This window comes from Paenibacillus chungangensis (genome assembly GCF_042675905.1).
Classification (GTDB): domain Bacteria; phylum Bacillota; class Bacilli; order Paenibacillales; family Paenibacillaceae; genus Pristimantibacillus; species Pristimantibacillus chungangensis.
Genome location: NZ_JBHTJZ010000020.1, coordinates 100,755 through 118,233 on the forward strand (window position 1 = coordinate 100,755; position 17,479 = coordinate 118,233).

Here is a 17,479-nt window from a genome sequence, read left to right on the forward strand (position 1 = left end):
CCCCTTTCAGTATAGCGAATGCGACGCCCAAAAAAAGTTGGATTATTAGCTTATTCTTATGCGATTTTGTCTTCCGGCTATATTTTTATTGCATTTCCCTCCAATTTTCATGCAACCAATGCGAGGTTGTCGCGTATACATCACAAATCGCACAAAATTGTAACGTTATGATCATTATTTTTTAATAATGATTTAATATTTGTCAGCTATACTCGAGTAAATCCATACGGAGATGGAGGAAAAAAGAGATGAAAACCACACTGATCTTCCAAAATAAAAGCATACCCGTCTATATGACAGATACAAACAAGACGGCGCTGGACAAGCTTGCATCCGTCCTTAACCGCAAGCTTATGACAGGTAAAAACGCGTTAAAGAAATGTCTTTCTACACTTATTAGCGTCGAAATCATTGGCAGCGAAGCGACGCTGCACTCCCTTTATGAAAGGGATACGCTGACGATCTCCTTATATTAATGTCGTATATAAAAAGAAGAGGATCATTCTCCGCCGCGTTGCGGCCCACTGAGAATGATCCTCTTCTATATTATTTGGAGACGATAGCCCTTCTGGGAAGCTTCCCTTCCTTATTGCCAAGCAGAAAGACGAGCGTACCGATCCAGCCGCATAAGGAGGCAAACAGAAGCAAGGCGCTTAAAGAGACGCTGCCGGTCAAAGCAGTCCCGATAATCGGTCCGAGCGTGCCCCGAATGCCGAAAATCATCAAGTGAATGCCGAACACCATCGCTTCCCGCCCCGGGACAAGACGGAACACAAAAGCCAAAATGCCGATATCCCAAATAGCTTCCCCAACCCCCTGTACGAAATTCCCAACGATGACGGCTGAGTATGTGCCCCAAGCCCCATACAGCAAGGGAACGACAGCATAAGCTCCAATGCCTATGAGCAATGTATGCTTGATCGGAAACCGGTCCAGCATCAGCCCCGCTATCCAGAAGGTAACGAGCAGCGCCACGAAATAAGCAACACGGGCGTAGCCGATCTGCACGTTGGATAGCTCCAACACCTCTACCTGAATAATCTGATAGAGCGGATAAGCCAGCATATTGCCGAATCCCGCGAAAGTGGTTGCGATTAAGAAGACGGCAAGCGTCCGATTCGTACGGATCAACTCCCATTGCTCCTGGAATGCGATCCTGCCACGACGCTTTCGGACTTTATGATCGTCCTGCTCAGATGCCGGAAGATTCCCCTTCTTCTTCGACAGCTTGATCGTATTGAACCAACTAATGGATAGAAATCCCGCTATAGAAGCGGCAACAAGCGGACCTGAAGGGCCGAATGCGTCAGACCAGCTGCCGACCACATAAGCGAGCGGGATCATGAGCAGACCCATCGCGCCTCGTACATAGCCCATTAGCCTGCCGCGAATATCCGCCGGATACATCTTCGACACAAGGGCCGCATACGCAGGCGCTTGAATGCCCATCAGCAGCTGATATGCGATAGCTGCCGTTACATATGCCGCTGGAACGCCATATATGGCGGGAAGAAGAATGAGCAATCTGCCTACCGCATTGGGAATAATAAAGAAAGCTTTCGGCTTGCCGGCCTTCTCCATCAGACTTGCCCATAGCGGGGAGAAGATCAGTCCTACGGCAGGCGCCGCAGAGAGTAAGCCGACCTGCAAATTGGTAGCCCCCTGCTGAATAGCAAACGCAATGTAAAATTGATTCATGACGACATTAAACAAACCGAACAAGCATGATGCTCCGAGATCAATTCGGGCATTCCTGAGAACTCTTGCTGTCATCGGCATTCCATATCGCACCATCTGTGATCCCGGTCTTTTTGCGCGCGGCATCCTTCATACCCTCTTTATCATGATGTCGTAATGGACGAGAGAGGACCCTTTGCATGTGCAAAGAATCCTCTCTCGCTGCTCATTCGATAGGATATTACTATACTGCTTCACATCTGTATATGATCAAAATTAGATCATTCCCACCCTTAACCGTTCATCATCAGCATGGATTAGCGTGGTATATGGGACATGAATATGTTAGACTTGTCATGACGGAAGTAACGTACCATCACTTCACCATCAGGAGGAATTGAGCTTGAATCGTATTGCTGCAGGAATTGATATAGGCGGTACAAAAATTGCAATCGGATTGATCGATGAACAAGGAACCGTGCTTGCACAGAGCACGTTGAAAACAGATCTGACCCTTACACCGAAAGAAATGCTGGGAAAAGCGGCCAACGAGGTGCGTCGCTTGGCAGATGAACAGGGAATTGCTCACACATCGCTTAAAGGCGTCGGCGTCGGGGCTCCTGGACCATTAAATACAAAGAAAGGCGTTCTCACCTGCCCTCCCAATCTGAAAAGCTGGTGGGGATACCCCGTTGTAGCGGAGCTTAAAGAGCAGCTGTCGTTGCCGGTGAAGATGGAGAATGACGCTACGGCTGCCACACTGGCTGAGAAGTGGGTCGGGGCTGCGCAGGACAGCGAGCACTTCGTCTTCATTACGATCAGCACCGGCATAGGAGCCGGCATCTATCTGCATGGCAAGCTCATCACGGGCAATACCGGCAATACGGGTGATGCGGGCTTCATGTTCGTCCATCCACAAGGCGACGTCGTACAGGATGAGCCATCCGGCTACTGGGAGCAGATCGCTTCCGGCACAGCGATCGCCAGATCCGCATCGGAGATTGTTGGTCGGCAAGTGTCCACCAAGGAAGTGTTCGAACTCGCAGCCGCAGGCGATCCCGCTATGTCGAAGCTTACAGAACGTGTGTACACATACATTGGTATGGGCTGCGTCTCCTTAATCAACTTGCTCGATCCTGCGAAGATTGTAATCGGAGGAGGCGTATCGCAAGTAGGGGAGCCGCTGTTCTCAGCCGTAAGAGCATATGTAGCGAAGCATGCCTTGAACCCGTCCGGTCGGGAGACGGCTATCGTACCGGCGCAATTGCAACAGAATGCGGGCCTTATCGGCGCCGCAGCGCTAATTCAACAACCTTATTAATCGCAAGAAGGCGGCAGCCCTGCTCAGGGTCTGCCGCCTTCTTCGTTCTGACACAATTCTGCCTCATACACTCCAGCTCCAGTTAGCCGCGGATGTGCACTTTTTGGGTATGCCTCATACACTCCAGCTCCAGTTAGCCTCGGATGTGCGCTTTTTGTGTATGCCTCATACACTCCAGCTCCAGTTAGCCTCGGATGTGCGCTTTTTGTGTATGCCTCATACATTCCAGCTCCAAATAGCCTCGGATGTGCGCTTTTTGTGTATGCCTCATACACTCCAGCTCCAGTTAGCCTCGGATGTGCGTTTTTTGTGTATGCCTCATACACTCCAGCTCCAAATAGCCTCGGATGTGCGCTTTTTGTGTATGCCTCATACATTCCAGCTCCAGTTAGCCTCGGATGTGCGCTTTTTGTGTATGCCTCATACATTCCAGCTCCAAATAGCCTCGGATGTGCGCTTTTTGTGTATGCCTCATACACTCCAGCTCCAAATAGCCTCGGATGTGCGCTTTTTGTGTATGCCTCATACACTCCAGCTCCAAATAGCCTCGGATGTGCGCTTTTTGTGTATGCCTCATACACTCTAGCTCCAGAAGTCCCATATAGTCAGGGGCGGGCAGAGACTACTGCCCAACACCGATCCAATCCACCCGTCGATTGTTTCATTCACAGCTTACTTCATGATATAGTCGTACATGGACGACACTTCGAGCTTGCCCGGATCGGCCGCCGTGAATGCTGCTTCTTCGCCGTCGCTCCTCTCCAGAAACTGCACCGTCACCGGCTTGCCGGGGAGCAGATCGAAGTAGTTGTCCGTGAAGACGCCTTCCTTCTCCGAAGACAACCACACGCCCTTGGCCAGCGATTCGCTTACCAGCGTAATCCGAGAGCCGTCACTCGCCTCCACTACATTAGCCTGGATGCGCGGATTGCTTAACGCCATTTCCTGGGCCGATACGAAGTAATGCATCTTGGTATCAAGAGCTTCTCCGTCTACGAACAACGTGACTACCAATACGGCTGATTGTTCCCTTCCCCCTGCAAGCTCCTGCACGGTCCATACTGCAGTCTTCTCCGCACTTCCAGCAGACACAGACGCCTCCAGCTCATACCGTCCCAACAGCTCGCCAGCGAAACTGTAGACCGCCGCCTCCACCTTTCCGTGAAGCCGCTCGGCCGCATCGTTCAACACATACAACCGCACCTCCGACTCATCCGTACCGTCGATCGACACCATCTGATCCTTGAAGGACTGGGCGGCAAAATAATGCGTTGCTTTCCAGCGGCCGTAATAATCGATGCCTGCCCACGAGGCTACAGGCCAGCAATCATTCATTTGCCAATACAGCGTCCCCATGCAGTAGCCTCTGCGGCGGCGATGCGCTTCGAACGCCATCTTCATCGCTTCCGCCTGCAGCATCTGGCTCAAGTACAGGAACGCGGGGAAGTCCTTCGGCTGCTTCATGTAGCGGTCCATATACTCCTTAATAAGTCGATTGCCCGCAGGATTGCGTTGATGCGCCTTCATGACCTCCGACTCCAGCTCCATATCGCCCACTTCCGCATACGACCGTACCGTCTTATATTCCGGGAATGACTGGAAGCCGTATTCGCTCATGAAGCGGCCGACCTTCACATTATAATTCTCGAACGGCTCCTCGCCATGCCATACGCCCCAATAATGAATGTCTCCGCTGGTGGATTGGTCGGTAGCATGCTGGGTAGTATCACCTGTAAGCGCCTGCATCGGCGAAGACGGCCAGTAGTCAATGCCTTGTGAGTGGGAGGCGACTGCATCGGGCAATAAGCGATGGAATATTTCTTCGTAATCCTGCCACAGCTGCTCCCTCTGCTCGGCCGTATATTGTTGCTTCCAGCCCCAGCCCGCCGACTCGTTATATTGCGCCCAGGCCGTATCGATCTCATTGTTGCCGCACCACAGCACAACGCTGGCATAATTGCGCAACCGTCTTACGTTGTATATCGCCTCCTCACGAATGCTGCGGAAGAAGTCCTCATCGCCAGGGTACATACTGCAGGCGAACATGAAATCCTGCCATACCATGATGCCGTACTGATCACATAGCTCATAGAAGTCACTAGCTTCATAGATGCCGCCACCCCACACGCGAAGCATATTCATATTCGCTCTTACAGCGCTCTCAATTTCATGACGATACCGCTCGCGAGTCACTTCAGTGACGAAGCTGTCGTTCGGGATGTGATTGGCTCCTTTTGCAAATACGGGAATACCGTTCAGTTCTACATAGAACGAGGTACCATGTGAGTCCTTCTCTCTTATCAGCTTCGCCGAACGCAACCCGACAATTGCCGCAAGCGAAGCTGCCGGCACGCCTTCCGCTTCGAACGACGCCTCGAACCGATACAAATGGGGATCGCCCAATCCTCTGCACCACCATAGTCTCGGCTCGGCAATGACAGCTGGCAGCTCCAGAACATTCATGCCCGGAACCAGCTGTACGTCTCTCTCCCAGCAGAGACCATTCGTGGCAAGCTTCAGCTTGCCCGCGTAAGATGCTTCCGCTTCAATCTCCACGATACCGCATATCCGTGCTTCAGCCGTGTTCACTTCATCCTGACGGATGTAGAGATCATTAATCCGGCAATGACTCCACACTTCCAGCCTCACTTCCCGCCATATGCCGCTGGTGACGAAGCGCGGCCCCCAATCCCAGCCATAATGATAAGGGGCTTTCCTTGCGAAGACACTTACCCGCTTGTCGCCAAGCCCCCCCACCTCCGACTGGTCGTTGCCGGCTGGAAGCGCATAACCAAGCTGCTCCAGCTTGGGCAGATCCTCGGCGATCGGCGAACGAAACTTCACAACTAACGTGTTGCTTCCCTGCTTCAGATGCGGCTTCACGTCCATCCGCCAGCCGCGGAACATATTATCGGCAGACAGAATATGTCTGTCGTTCAGATAAACGTTCGCATACGTATCCAACCCGTCGAATACAAGTTCGGCTCTTGAAGCATTCCCTAACTCATCCTCCACATCAAATACAGTTGCATACTCCCAATCCTGCTTGTCTATCCATTGCATCTCCCGTTCATTGGTGCCATAGAACGGATCAGCAATGCTCCCGTTCCGCAGCAAGTCCATATGTACGCAGCCCGGAACCTGTGCCGGCAGCCAATCTTCCCCATCTCCCGATCTGAATTTCCATCCTTCATGTAGCGCTTTCACAATCATCGTTTTCATCCTCCCATTACGCATTAAACGTTAGACCTTTCCCCCACATTGTATCATGTTCCATTAGATTTTGTTATTTATTTTTGTTAGTTTTGTTATTGTGTTGTTATGTTGCACAAAGTGATTTTTACCTCGATTCTATTCAGACGCAAATTACCCCGATACTTAATAATTTTCTATACATAAAAAAACTGTCATAAAAGCAGCATAGCTACTTTCATGACAGCTAACGACATACCGCATCACTTCGCCGCATGCCTTCCGTATGAACGTGCATATTCTTTCATTTTTCGATAGGCATTGCGGTCCAGTGCCTTGAGCGGATGAAATTGCGGGTGATTAGAGTTGACCTCCAGCACCCATATGCGGCCGCTGTTGTCAATCGCAAGATCGATTCCCATCTCATGCATGCCGCTTCTCTTCTTGCTCAGCAATCTAGACATCTGGAGCGCGATCGACGAAAGCTTCGCCGTACGCTGCGCTCCTTCTTCCTCCGACAGACCAAGCTGATGATTAAGCTTGCCGATCGTATAAATCGTGCCTCCCTGGAAGTAGTTCGTTACGATCTTCCCGGCAGCTCCCACCTTCACCATATGGCCGGTAACCGTCCACGACCTGCCAGGCTTGCGCTGCACCATTACGCGAATATCGTACGGACGATTGTTCACCGTCGCCAGTTTAATTCCCTGCTGAATAATCATCGGGCCCGACTTCTGCGCAGCAATACGATTGTACACGCCTCCGATAGAGCTATAGGAGCGCTTCTTCTGCCGCTTGCCCGCTATTTCCTTCAACGTATAGCCCGAATTACTCCGAATCACCTTGCATATCCCTAGGCCAAGCGATCCGACATCCGGCTTCACGAATAAAGCGGAGTAGCGAGCAGCCATCGATTCCAGATTGGATCTGTTAAAAGAGACGGTATTCGGAACGTATTGCCTGAGCGCACTGTCAGCCTGCAAATATCGGCATACCTTAAGCTTGCCTCTTATCGTGCGACTGGCATAGTTTTTCCTGGACACTAGGATTCACCTCACCATACTGTATGTGAGGGAATCCTGTCCCACTTGTACGACTAACTATAGATAGAAGCATATTTTGCGAGTTTAATAGATTGGCAAGTCGTAACAGCCACTGAGCACGTTTTAACGGTGCTACTCGCCCATCAGGATTCTTGCATAAGGCGATTCGATCGGCAGCATAATGACAGGCTCGTTGTTCATCGTCACGATATAGCTCTCCAGCGTACGGTACAGGCTGTAGAACTGCGAATCCTTGCCGTAAGCGTCATTGTAAATCTTCGCCGCTTGCTGCTCGCCTTCCGCAATAATCTTCTTGGAATCGGCTTCCGCTTGCGCAATCAATTCCTTCGCTGTGCGGTCCGCCTTGGAAGTGATTTTACGGGATTCCTCATCCCCCTCGGACAGATAACGAGCCGCCATCGACTGACGATCCGAGATCATCCGATTGTATACGCTCTGCTTGTTGCTATCCGGCAAGTCCGTGCGCTTGATGCGGACATCCACAATTTCAATGCCGTAATCGTCGCGCTGCAAGGCAATCTTGACGTCTTCTGTAATTTCATCGTTAATATTGCCGCGAGCCGTATTCTCGCTGATGATGTTATCGTAGTTCACCTCGGACAGCTTACGTCTGACCGAGTTGTATACCGCCTCGTCGATACGAGCCATTCCGCCGCCTACATTGTGGACAGTCCGAATGAACTTCTCGGGCGATTTGATCCGCCAGATCGTATAGTTGTCTACGATTATCGGCTTCTTATCCTTGGTGAGAATCTGTGTCGGACTATTCTCATACGCCATCTGGTACTTCGGAAGCGTAGATATGTTCTCGATGAACGGCACTTTGAAGTTCAAGCCAGGCTCCTTCACCGTCCGAACCGCTTCGCCGAACCGAAGCACGACCTTGTACTCGCCTTCCTTCACGATAAACAATGAGCCGGAGCCCACAATGATGAATAGAACTACTCCTATAACAGCTATCCAATGTTTCGTCTTCATCGTGCGTCATCTCCTTGCTTTCCTTGCTGGGCATCGCCTTCCGCCGTCTGCTGTGGAGGAGGCGTCGGCGCCGGTGTTGGCGCAATTGCAGTGTCGCCGCCTGAGCGCTTATTCAGGAGCTCATTAAGCGGCAGGTAATTGACCGTATCGCTTCCGGAATTTGTGATGAAGATTTGCGCGTTCGGCATTATCTTCTCCAAGGTCTCCAGGATGAGGCGGTCTTGCGTGACGCCAGGATTTTTCGCATATTCAGTGTAAATGGCATTGAACTTCGCCACGTCGCCCTCGGCGTTCAGAATACGGGACTTCTTCTCTGCTTCCGCTTGCTCGATTAGCGCCTGCGCTTCGCCTCTTGCCTTCGGAATACGATCATTCTCGTATTTCTTCGCGTTATTGACCTTCGTGTTCTTCTCCTCGCGCGCATTCGTAACGGCTCGGAATGCTTCTTCCACCTCGCCGCTAGGCGGCTCGATGTCCTGGAACTTCAAGTCAATAATCTGAATCCCTGTCTCGTACTTCTTCTGAAGTTCGATCAAGCGATTGCGCACCTCGTCCTGAATCGCGGTCTTGCCATCGGTTATCGCATAGTCCAGCTTCTGTGAGCCGATGACGGAACGGATGGATGCGCTGGCGGAATTGCGGAGGAATTGCTCCGGATTATGAATATTGTGCAGATAATTGCGGATATTCTCAATCTTCCAGGTTACGACCGCATCGGCCGAGACGATGTTCTCATCCCCGGTAATCATCATCGCTTCGTCTTCGACCGGAATCATCTGATTGCCGTTCTGACGGTAACCGATCGTAATTTTCTGCGTTAACTCCGCAGGTACGATTCTCACATCCTGTATGGGATAAGGCCATTTGAAGTGCAATCCAGCGCTGGTCTCCTGCGTATACTTGCCGAACGTCAAGATCGCGGCGCGCTCCTGCTCCTGCACCGTATAGAACGATGACGTACCGATATAAAATAGCAGAATAACGGCCGCTACCCCGATCACCAATTTCTTCACCGTTCCGGGCTTCAACTCCGGCGGCTTATTGTTCTGACGCTCGCCGCCCGGTTGGTCTTGATTCATGAAGTTCAATTCCACTCTCTCCCCTCGTATATCGCCTTGCTCACAAATGACTAATACGAATCAGCCATCGTTTGGTCACACTTTTTTCATCTTCATTTCAGCTTTTCCCCATGTCGCATTAATCCGACGTAATCACAACGTTAAATTCATAGCCGAGCATCGTCAGTCCCACCGAAAGACCGTCTTTTGAATAGTAATCGATATCCTCGTCCGACTTTTTACTATTGTATGAGTATCCTTGCTTCTTCAGCACCTCTATGTACTGCTCGATCGCGGCATCCGTCGCGTCCACCGCGTCATATACATAGTAGACCGACTTGCGATCCGACATGCTCACCCGCTTGCCATGGTCGATGTTCGCCACATGCGCGAAGTTGGGCACAACGCCGTTATAGTCGCTATAGAACTGAGGCGGCTCCGTGAATATTTCCACCCGATGCAATTCATCGTTCCATACGTAATCCAATCCAGTCAAATCACCGAACTTCGCCAGCGGCACATACGTGTTGCCCTCGTAATTTAACACGGGCCATTTATCCTCCGCATATTTGGAACCGTCTACATAAATCGGATAAGAAGCTTTCGTAAGCATATACTCATTCACTGCTGCAGCCACCACGGTAGTAGCTGCGCATATTCCGATTCCAGCCAGAAGTCCCGCTATAAACTTTTTCACATCCATCCCTCCGCCTGCTTCATGATTATATCCATCACATTATACCGTAAATCGACAACAGTGTATGTAACTTTTCGACCTTTAGAAAAAGTATCCCCCTGCCAAAAGAACGAAGGCGGCCCGGGATTGCTTCCCGAACCGCCTTGCTTGACCGCTATGCGCTTACTCGACTGAGTTCTCTGTCCTTCTGCAGCTTCCACAAGCGGAAGTATGCGCCTTTCAGCTGCAGTAGCTCGCTATGAGTGCCCCGCTCTGCAATGACGCCCTTATCCAGAACAATGATCTCATCCATCTTCTCCATGCCCGTCAATTGATGAGTGATCCAGAGCACAGCCTTATGCTTAAGCCGCTCCTGCACGCCTTCCTGGAACGCTTGCTCTGTTAACGGGTCGAGTCCCGTAGCTGGCTCGTCGAACAGAAGGGCCGGAGCATCCATCAGCAGAGCGCGAGCGAGCGCGATCCGCTGCCGCTCTCCCCCGGACAGCCGCTCTCCCCACTCGCCAATCATCGAATCGTACCCATCCGGCAGCTCCATGATTGTATCATGAATATTAGCCATCCGAGCGGCAGCGTGAAGCTCCTCTGTCGTCGCCCCTTGCTTGCCGAGCTTCAAATTGTCGGCTACCGACATGTTGAACAGCTGCACATGCTGCGACACGACGGCGAATTGCGCGCGAAGCGACTGCTCCGTCCAATCTTCGACAGGTCGGCCGTCGATGACGATAGTCCCTTCATCCAGCGGACGCAGCTTCAAAAGCAACTGCAGCAATGTGCTTTTGCCCGATCCGCTCTCACCTACTATCGCAATCTGACGGCCTTGCGCCAAGGACAAGCTGACATCCCGAAGGGCATATGGAGCATTCATCCCATAACTGTAAGACAGATTCGCGGCGTGCAGTCTCCATGGCATACGCCCGACGCGCTCCGTGCGCTCGCTGTCGCGCTGCTGATCATTCTCCCTACTCTCCGTTGCTTCTTCGCCTGCGCGTCCTGCTTTCGCTGCGCTCTCCCATTCCTCTGCCATACGGAACAGCCGCTCTCCCGCGGATACGGTCTGACCGTAATGCTGGAACGATTGCGGCAGGGGCATGATGGCCTCGAAGCAAGCCAGCGTCATCATAACGAGCGCAGGCAGCGCATAGCCGGGAATCGTTCCGGAGGAGACAAGCGGTATAGCGAGCACAAGCACCAGCCACATCGCGAGGTGCGATGCCCACACCATGAATCCGCCCGTAAAGGCCGAGATCATATAATGTCTCTGTTGCTGCGCGCCGAGTTGTCCTTGAATTCGTTCCACACGATTCAGCGCATCATTCGTCCTTCCGTACAGTGACAACGCCGGCATGCCCGACATGATGTCCGACAGCTCCGTGTACATCTCCGCCCTGGACTTCACGAGCCCTCTTCCATTCTCGCGGCCGAACCGATGGCTAATCCACGGAACAAGCGCTCCGGCAAGAAGAAGCATGCCGGCGAGCACAACGCCCAGCAGCATATCATGGCTGCCCAGTACGATGAAGCCGAGAATGACCGTAAGCGCAGCAACGATCGGCGGCGCAATGACACGAAGGTACAGATTCTGCAGCTGATCCACATCGCTGATGATAGAGCCGAGCAGATCTCCGCTTCGCCTCTGCTCCAGCAGCACTGCGCCGCGCGGCTCCAGCCGTTCGTACAGCCATACCCGTATTCGATGCAATACCCGGAAGGTCAGGTCATGGGAGACCAGCCGCTCAAGGTATCGCAATACGCCGCGGGACAATCCGAAGAATCGGACGCCAACAATCGGAATGTAGAGCAGCAGAATCGTCTCGGGCCGCAGCGCCGCTTTCGCGATCAAATACCCCGATGTGCCCATCAATCCGACATTGGCGCCGATAACGGCGAAGCCCAGCACAATGGCCAGCAGCGTGCGCCACTTGTATGGACGAAGAAATTGCAGCAACCGAAGCAATGCGTTGCCGGAAGAAGCAGAATGATGTCGCTGGCCATCAGCTTCGTTAGCATGTTCGTTCTTCTGTATCGCCATCAGTGCTATTCCGCTGTCTCGCGGTGACGACGACAGCTTCGCGGAGCCGGTCGATGCCGATGACACTTGCTCACTGGCCAGACGTCGTTCGGCATCGGACAGAGTCTCTTGAGCGCCTTGATGCAGAGACCCATCGGCAATCATCTCCCCTTCCCGCCGATAAGCCGACAGCATGCGGGCATATAATCCGCCGGTCTGCATGAGCTCCCGAGGAGCGCCCGCTTCCGCCAGCTTCCCGTCCGCCAGCACGATAATCCGGTCCGCATCGCGCACCGTCTCCAGTCGATGCGCCACCGTAATGGACATGCGTTCCTTCATCATAAGCTCCATGCCGCTCTTCAGCGCCTCTTCACTTGCAATATCGAGGCCTGACGTCGGCTCATCCATCAGCAGCAGCCGGCTGTCGCGCAACAGCGCTCTCGCCATTGCGATTCGCTGTGCCTGACCGCCCGACAACTGCACGGATTCCGTCAATACAGTATGATAACCGTTCGGCAGCTGTTGAATGAAGGCGTCGGCGCATGCCGCCCGCGCAGCCGCCATGATCTCCTTCTCTCCCGCTTCCGGACAGCTGAGCGCAATATTGTCCATGACCGTCCCGCGGAACAGATGCACCTTCTGCGGCACAACCGCCAATTCACCGCGCCACCACTGCAGAGACAAGGACGATAGCTCCACTCCATTCATAAGAATGCGTCCTTCAGAAGGCTTGATGAAGCCTTGTAGCAGGTCCAGTATAGTGCTCTTGCCGGAGCCCGTCGCTCCGACAATAGCGATCCGCTCGCCGGGCTCAAGTGTCATGGTCAAGTTCGAGAGCGCGGGGCGATCCATGCCGGGATACGTCACAGTTACGTTTTGGAACTCAATACGATAGCCGCTCCCGCCTTTGTCCAGACGCAAGCCGTCATCCTTCTCTACAAGGCCTGGCGGCTCCGTGTCCAGAATAGCGAAGATCCGCTTCGCCGCTGCCATCCCGTTGCGACCTGCATGGAATTGCGTGCCCAGCGCCCTGACAGGCGCGTAGAATTCCGGCGTAAGCAACAGCACGAGGAAGGCATGCTGGAAGCCAATGTCCCCTTCCACCAGACGAACGCCGAGGAAGACGGCAACCATCGCTGTGCTTAGCGTGGCGAACAGTTCCATGACGAATGCCGACAGGAACGCCAGTCGAAGCGTCCCCATTGTTGAACGGCGATGCTCCTCGCTGATGCGTGAAATGATATCGATCTGCTCTCTGCTTCGGTTGAATATTTTCAGCGTCGGCAGTCCGCGCAGCACTTCATGGAAGTGCCCGCCCAGCCTACCCAGCAGCTTGAATTGACGGTCCGTCTTCGCTTGCGCGGCAATGCCGATCAGAATCATGAAGACGATCAAGAGCGGCAAAGTAATGGCGTACACGATCGCCGTTATCGTATCCAGGCCTGCGGCGACGCAGAAGACGGCTGCCGGTATGAGCATGGACATCGCCACTTGCGGCACATACTTGGCCAGATACGTCTCCAGTTGCTCGACACCTTCGTATACCGTGCTGATCAGCTCGCCGCTCCGTTCACTCTTGCTATATTGCGGTCCCAGCTCCGTCAGCTTGCGCGCAAGCTGGAGGCGCAGCTCGCTCTTAATGCCGCCAGCCATGCGGTCCGCCATATATTCCGCTATACCGTGAACGACAGCTCTGGCCGCTATAAGCGCCAGCAGCATATATAGGGCAGGCATGATGACCTGCAGCCCGAAGCCATTAAGGAACGCGTCATTCACAGCGTCTGCCAAGTAGATCGCTTCCGTGATCATAATCGCGCCGCCGATGACTCCGAATAGAATGCTGGCTGCGAACAGCTTGCGGGTGCCTTTCGACTGGCGAATCAGCTTCTTCATCATGGGGCATCCCCCTTAGTAATCCAAATGGTCGCTTGCCGTCACGCGCTTGCGGAATACCCAGTACGTCCAGGCTTGGTAAGCAAGTACGAACGGCAATGTCGTCAATGCCACAATCGTCATCACCTTCAGTGTATAGGCGTTGGAGGCTGCGTTGTATATCGTCAGGTTCCATGCCTCATTCAGCGAAGAAATCATCACGTTCGGGTACATCGACATAAATACGGTAATCGTAGACAGTGTAATCGTCGCTCCGGTCATAATGAATGCCCAGCCGTCGCGTCCCGCTTTAATAAAGAAGTGAACGGACAGCAAGGCCATTCCCGCCAATACCGGCACCATGCCCGGACTGATTCCCTTCGACGTGAACAGATCCGTCTCGAAGTAACTGAACACGACGAACAGCAGCAGCGTCGCGCTCGTCCACTTGCCGATGCGAAGCGCTACCTTGCGCGCGCGCTCCCGCAGCTCGCCTTCCGTCTTCAAGGAAAGGAACAAGGCGCCATGCAGCAAGAACAGCAGCACAATGCTCACACCTGCAAGCAAGGAATAGACGGATAGGAGATCCCAGAAGCTTCCGACATAGTTTTTATTGGCATCGACCGGCACACCCTTCATCAGATTCGCCAATGCCACGCCCCAAAGCAATGGAGGCAGCAGACTGCCTACGCAGATGATTCCATCCCAGATGCCTCGCCATCTCTTATTCTCCAGCTTGCTTCGGAACTCGAAGGCGACACCACGTCCGATCAACGCCAGCAGCATGAGGAACAGCGCCATATAGAAGCCGCTGAACAGTGTCGCATACCATTCCGGGAAGGCCGCGAACATCGCTCCGCCTGCCGTGATCAGCCATACCTCGTTGCCGTCCCAGAACGGGCCGATCGTATTGATCAGCACTCTGCGCTCCGTATCCGTCTTGCCCAGGAACGGCGTAAGCATACCTACGCCGAAGTCGAAGCCTTCCAGAAAGAAAAAGCCAACGAACAATACTGTAATTAAAATGAACCATAACGTCTCCAGTTCAAACATCGGTTATTCCTCCCTCCTTATGACATGCATTCAATGTGCGGCCTCCACCTTCGGCTCCGCGCTTCCATCCTTGCGAACCGTGTGCACGACCAGATAAATAAACACTGCTGCCAATATGCCGTACACAACTGTAAAACCGATCAGAGAGGTCGCAACCATCCCCGGTGTCACAAGCGGCGATACGCCGTCTTCCGTCTTCTGCAATCCGAACACGATCCACGGCTGGCGTCCCACTTCAGTCATAATCCAGCCAGAGGTATTGGCAATGAAGGGGAGCGCGATTGCCGGCGTCATCCACTTCAAGTAACGGCGGTAATTGTCCAGCTTGTTGCGCAGCACGGCAACTGTGCCGATGAGGCTGAGCAGAATCATAAGCATGCCTGCGCCTACCATAATGCGGAAGCTCCAGAACGTCGTGCGAACAGGTGGGATGTAATCGCCAGGACCATACTTCTGCTCATATTCCTTCTGCAGCTCCAGCATACCCGGCACCTTGCCCTCCAGCTTGTTATAGGCCAGAATGCTCAGCGCATACGGAATGTCAATCTGGAAGCCATTCTCCTGCTTCTCGGGATCAATCGTAGCGATGAGCGTCCATGGCGCGCTGTCGCCGCTCGTCTCCCACAACGCTTCGGAAGCGGCCATCTTCATCGGCTGCGAGCTCATCAGATGCTGTGCCTGATCGTGGCCTGCGAACGCCGTTAGCAAGCTCGAGACCAGAGCGACGACAATGCCGATCGAGAAGGAAGTCTTGAACATATCCGTACGTCGCTTGCGCAGGATCTGATAAGCACTTATTCCCGTCACGAACAGTGCGCCGGTCGATAAGGCACCAAATATAACGTGCGGGAACTCCACCCACAGCTGCGGGTTGCCGAGCAGGGCGAAGAAGTCAGTCATCTCCGCTCTTCCGTTCACAATCTCATAGCCGACAGGCTCCTGCATGAAGGAATTCGCGCTAAGAATCCACAGGGCGGACAGCGTCGCTGCGAACGCAACCAGCCATATACAGGCCAGATGCACCTTCTTCGGCAGGCGATCCCAGCCGAATATCCATATGCCGAGGAACGTCGACTCCAGGAAGAACGACACGAGCGCCTCTACGGCGAGCGGGCCGCCGAATACAGCGCCTACGAACCGCGAATAGTCGGCCCAGTTCATACCGAATTGGAATTCCTGCATAATGCCCGTCACGATGCCGACCGCGAAGTTGAGCAGGAAGATCTTCCCCCAGAACTGCGCCATCTCCTTGAATTTATCATCCTTCTTCACTACATACATGGTCTGCATTACTGCAATCAAATAAGCCAAGCCAATGGACAGCGGCACGAACAGGAAGTGATATATAGTCGTTATTCCGAACTGCCATCTAGCTAAATCAACTGCTTCCACACTACCCACTCCTTTCACATCTCATCTGTTTTCCAATAATAAGGGTTGAGAGCGTTAGTGTCTGTGATTTTTTTCACTATGCAGAACGGATTGTGAGGAATCGCATATGACAGGCGAGAACGACTTCTTGGAGAAGGTAATGCAGAGAGGGCAGCTAGCACAAAAAGGCCGATCGCTACGTTGCCCGACCGACCTTTCTTATTTGAGAGGATCGTTTTGAATCGTTTGTTGAACGATGTGCACCGGTTACACCATTACCCAGGAAGACATATAATGTATCGAAGTGGGAACCTCATTCATTATTGGAAATATGATTAATGGAGGCCGTTATAAAAAAAAGGAAAGCACAAACAAAAACACAGACTTCAAACGCAGACCGCATTGCCTTGGTTGCCGCAATTATAGTTGCTGCAGGCTCTGCCGTAGCTTTCAATGCTTTGCTGAAGGACAGAACAGAAAAAGAAGAAGTCCCTCCTGTGGTGGGGGTGTTGTAGATTCATGGTACTTTTGTATTTACTAACTACTACTGAGAAGTAAGAGCACTATTGTGAGGATGCCCCTTATGTCGCAGTTTGGTCCTCTTGTTTATTATTGTTCTATTCTCTTAATTAAGTCTATAATGTAGTCAAACAATTAAATCTACTGGAGGATCATGATGTTAGATGAAAAAGTTTATGATTTATATACTGAAAAATTCAAAAATCAGAAACGAATTTTAATCAATACAGGTAGTGATCAAAATATAATACAAATCGCAAGAAAAGATCCAAAAGTATACGAGATATACAAATCATTACTCAAAAAAGACTATATACATTACTACCACGACAATCATATATCAAAGTTATACAAACGAGAATTTGTAGAAGAACTATTCAAGAGAAAAGATCTAATCAAAGAAAACGGCGTTTTCTACACGTTGGACAAGCCAGCTGGGCGAAAAGTTAATGAAGAAGTTCCCAAGCGCTTGCTCGTGTTGTTTACATGTATGCCAAACATGAAATATTTTGATAGTTGCTTAATGCCTCATAGGATGTTTCCTGTATTTTTCGAAGGCATCGAAGGGACTGTAAAATAAATTGTGTAAACTCCTAAACCAGACTACTATAGAAGTAGACAACGAGAGGCAGGAGAACACGATGGGAATGTTTACAAAGGAACAGCTAC

At 52.1% G+C, this 17,479-nt stretch carries 14 protein-coding genes; 4 read left to right on the forward strand and 10 right to left on the reverse strand.

Annotated features, from left to right (window positions below):
- The first annotated feature begins 248 nt into the window (after positions 1–248).
- Positions 249–476 (forward strand): 3-dehydroquinate dehydratase, encoded by a 228-nt coding sequence (locus tag ACFQ2I_RS13560; RefSeq protein WP_377564904.1) that lies wholly within the window; start codon positions 249–251, stop codon positions 474–476.
- Between the two features lie 70 nt (positions 477–546).
- Here the strand turns inward: ACFQ2I_RS13560 and ACFQ2I_RS13565 are convergent, their stop codons facing one another.
- Entirely contained in the window at positions 547–1,824 is a 1,278-nt protein-coding gene (locus ACFQ2I_RS13565; RefSeq protein ID WP_377564906.1) for an MFS transporter, read from the reverse strand.
- 256 nt (positions 1,825–2,080) lie between these two features.
- On the opposite strand from ACFQ2I_RS13565, the gene ACFQ2I_RS13570 reads away from it, so the two are divergent.
- A complete protein-coding gene (locus ACFQ2I_RS13570; protein WP_377564907.1) occupies positions 2,081–2,998 on the forward strand; it encodes an ROK family protein in 918 nt (305 codons plus the stop codon).
- 23 nt (positions 2,999–3,021) lie between these two features.
- Here the strand turns inward: ACFQ2I_RS13570 and ACFQ2I_RS13575 are convergent, their stop codons facing one another.
- The 9 genes from ACFQ2I_RS13575 to ACFQ2I_RS13615 form a co-directional block, all read right to left on the reverse strand.
- The gene (locus ACFQ2I_RS13575) at positions 3,022–3,579 is read right to left on the reverse strand and encodes a hypothetical protein (RefSeq protein WP_377564908.1); all 558 of its coding nucleotides are present in this window, start codon (positions 3,577–3,579) and stop codon (positions 3,022–3,024) included.
- A 91-nt stretch (positions 3,580–3,670) separates the two neighbouring features.
- Positions 3,671–6,211, reverse strand: a complete 2,541-nt coding sequence (locus ACFQ2I_RS13580; RefSeq protein ID WP_377564909.1) for a beta-mannosidase — start codon at positions 6,209–6,211, stop codon at positions 3,671–3,673.
- Positions 6,212–6,453: 242 nt separating this feature from the next.
- Entirely contained in the window at positions 6,454–7,233 is a 780-nt protein-coding gene (locus ACFQ2I_RS13585) for a YheC/YheD family protein (protein WP_377564910.1), read from the reverse strand.
- A 132-nt stretch (positions 7,234–7,365) separates the two neighbouring features.
- A complete protein-coding gene (gene hflC / locus ACFQ2I_RS13590) occupies positions 7,366–8,232 on the reverse strand; it encodes a protease modulator HflC (protein ID WP_377564911.1) in 867 nt (288 codons plus the stop codon).
- The gene (hflK, locus tag ACFQ2I_RS13595) at positions 8,229–9,311 is read right to left on the reverse strand and encodes an FtsH protease activity modulator HflK (protein ID WP_377564922.1); all 1,083 of its coding nucleotides are present in this window, start codon (positions 9,309–9,311) and stop codon (positions 8,229–8,231) included. The genes hflC and hflK overlap by 4 nt, the downstream gene beginning before the upstream one ends.
- Positions 9,312–9,429: 118 nt before the next feature.
- The gene (locus tag ACFQ2I_RS13600) at positions 9,430–9,987 is read right to left on the reverse strand and encodes a hypothetical protein (protein ID WP_377564912.1); all 558 of its coding nucleotides are present in this window, start codon (positions 9,985–9,987) and stop codon (positions 9,430–9,432) included.
- Between the two features lie 154 nt (positions 9,988–10,141).
- Positions 10,142–13,891, reverse strand: coding sequence for a thiol reductant ABC exporter subunit CydD (gene cydD, locus ACFQ2I_RS13605; RefSeq protein ID WP_377564913.1), 3,750 nt, complete (start codon positions 13,889–13,891; stop codon positions 10,142–10,144).
- Positions 13,892–13,903: 12 nt separating this feature from the next.
- Positions 13,904–14,920 carry a cytochrome d ubiquinol oxidase subunit II gene (gene cydB / locus ACFQ2I_RS13610; RefSeq protein ID WP_377564914.1) on the reverse strand — a complete coding sequence of 339 codons (1,017 nt, stop codon included), beginning with the start codon at positions 14,918–14,920 and terminating at the stop codon, positions 13,904–13,906.
- A gap of 30 nt (positions 14,921–14,950) precedes the next feature.
- Positions 14,951–16,312, reverse strand: a complete 1,362-nt coding sequence (locus ACFQ2I_RS13615; protein WP_377564915.1) for a cytochrome ubiquinol oxidase subunit I — start codon at positions 16,310–16,312, stop codon at positions 14,951–14,953.
- A 317-nt stretch (positions 16,313–16,629) separates the two neighbouring features.
- Here ACFQ2I_RS13615 and ACFQ2I_RS13620 point away from each other — a divergent pair, with 317 nt between their 5' ends.
- Together ACFQ2I_RS13620 and ACFQ2I_RS13625 are read left to right on the forward strand one after the other, a co-directional pair.
- The gene (locus ACFQ2I_RS13620; protein WP_377564916.1) at positions 16,630–16,806 is read left to right on the forward strand and encodes a hypothetical protein; all 177 of its coding nucleotides are present in this window, start codon (positions 16,630–16,632) and stop codon (positions 16,804–16,806) included.
- A gap of 161 nt (positions 16,807–16,967) precedes the next feature.
- Positions 16,968–17,390: a hypothetical protein gene (locus tag ACFQ2I_RS13625; RefSeq protein WP_377564917.1), complete on the forward strand. Its 423-nt coding sequence runs from the start codon at positions 16,968–16,970 to the stop codon at positions 17,388–17,390.
- The last annotated feature ends 89 nt before the right edge of the window (positions 17,391–17,479 follow it).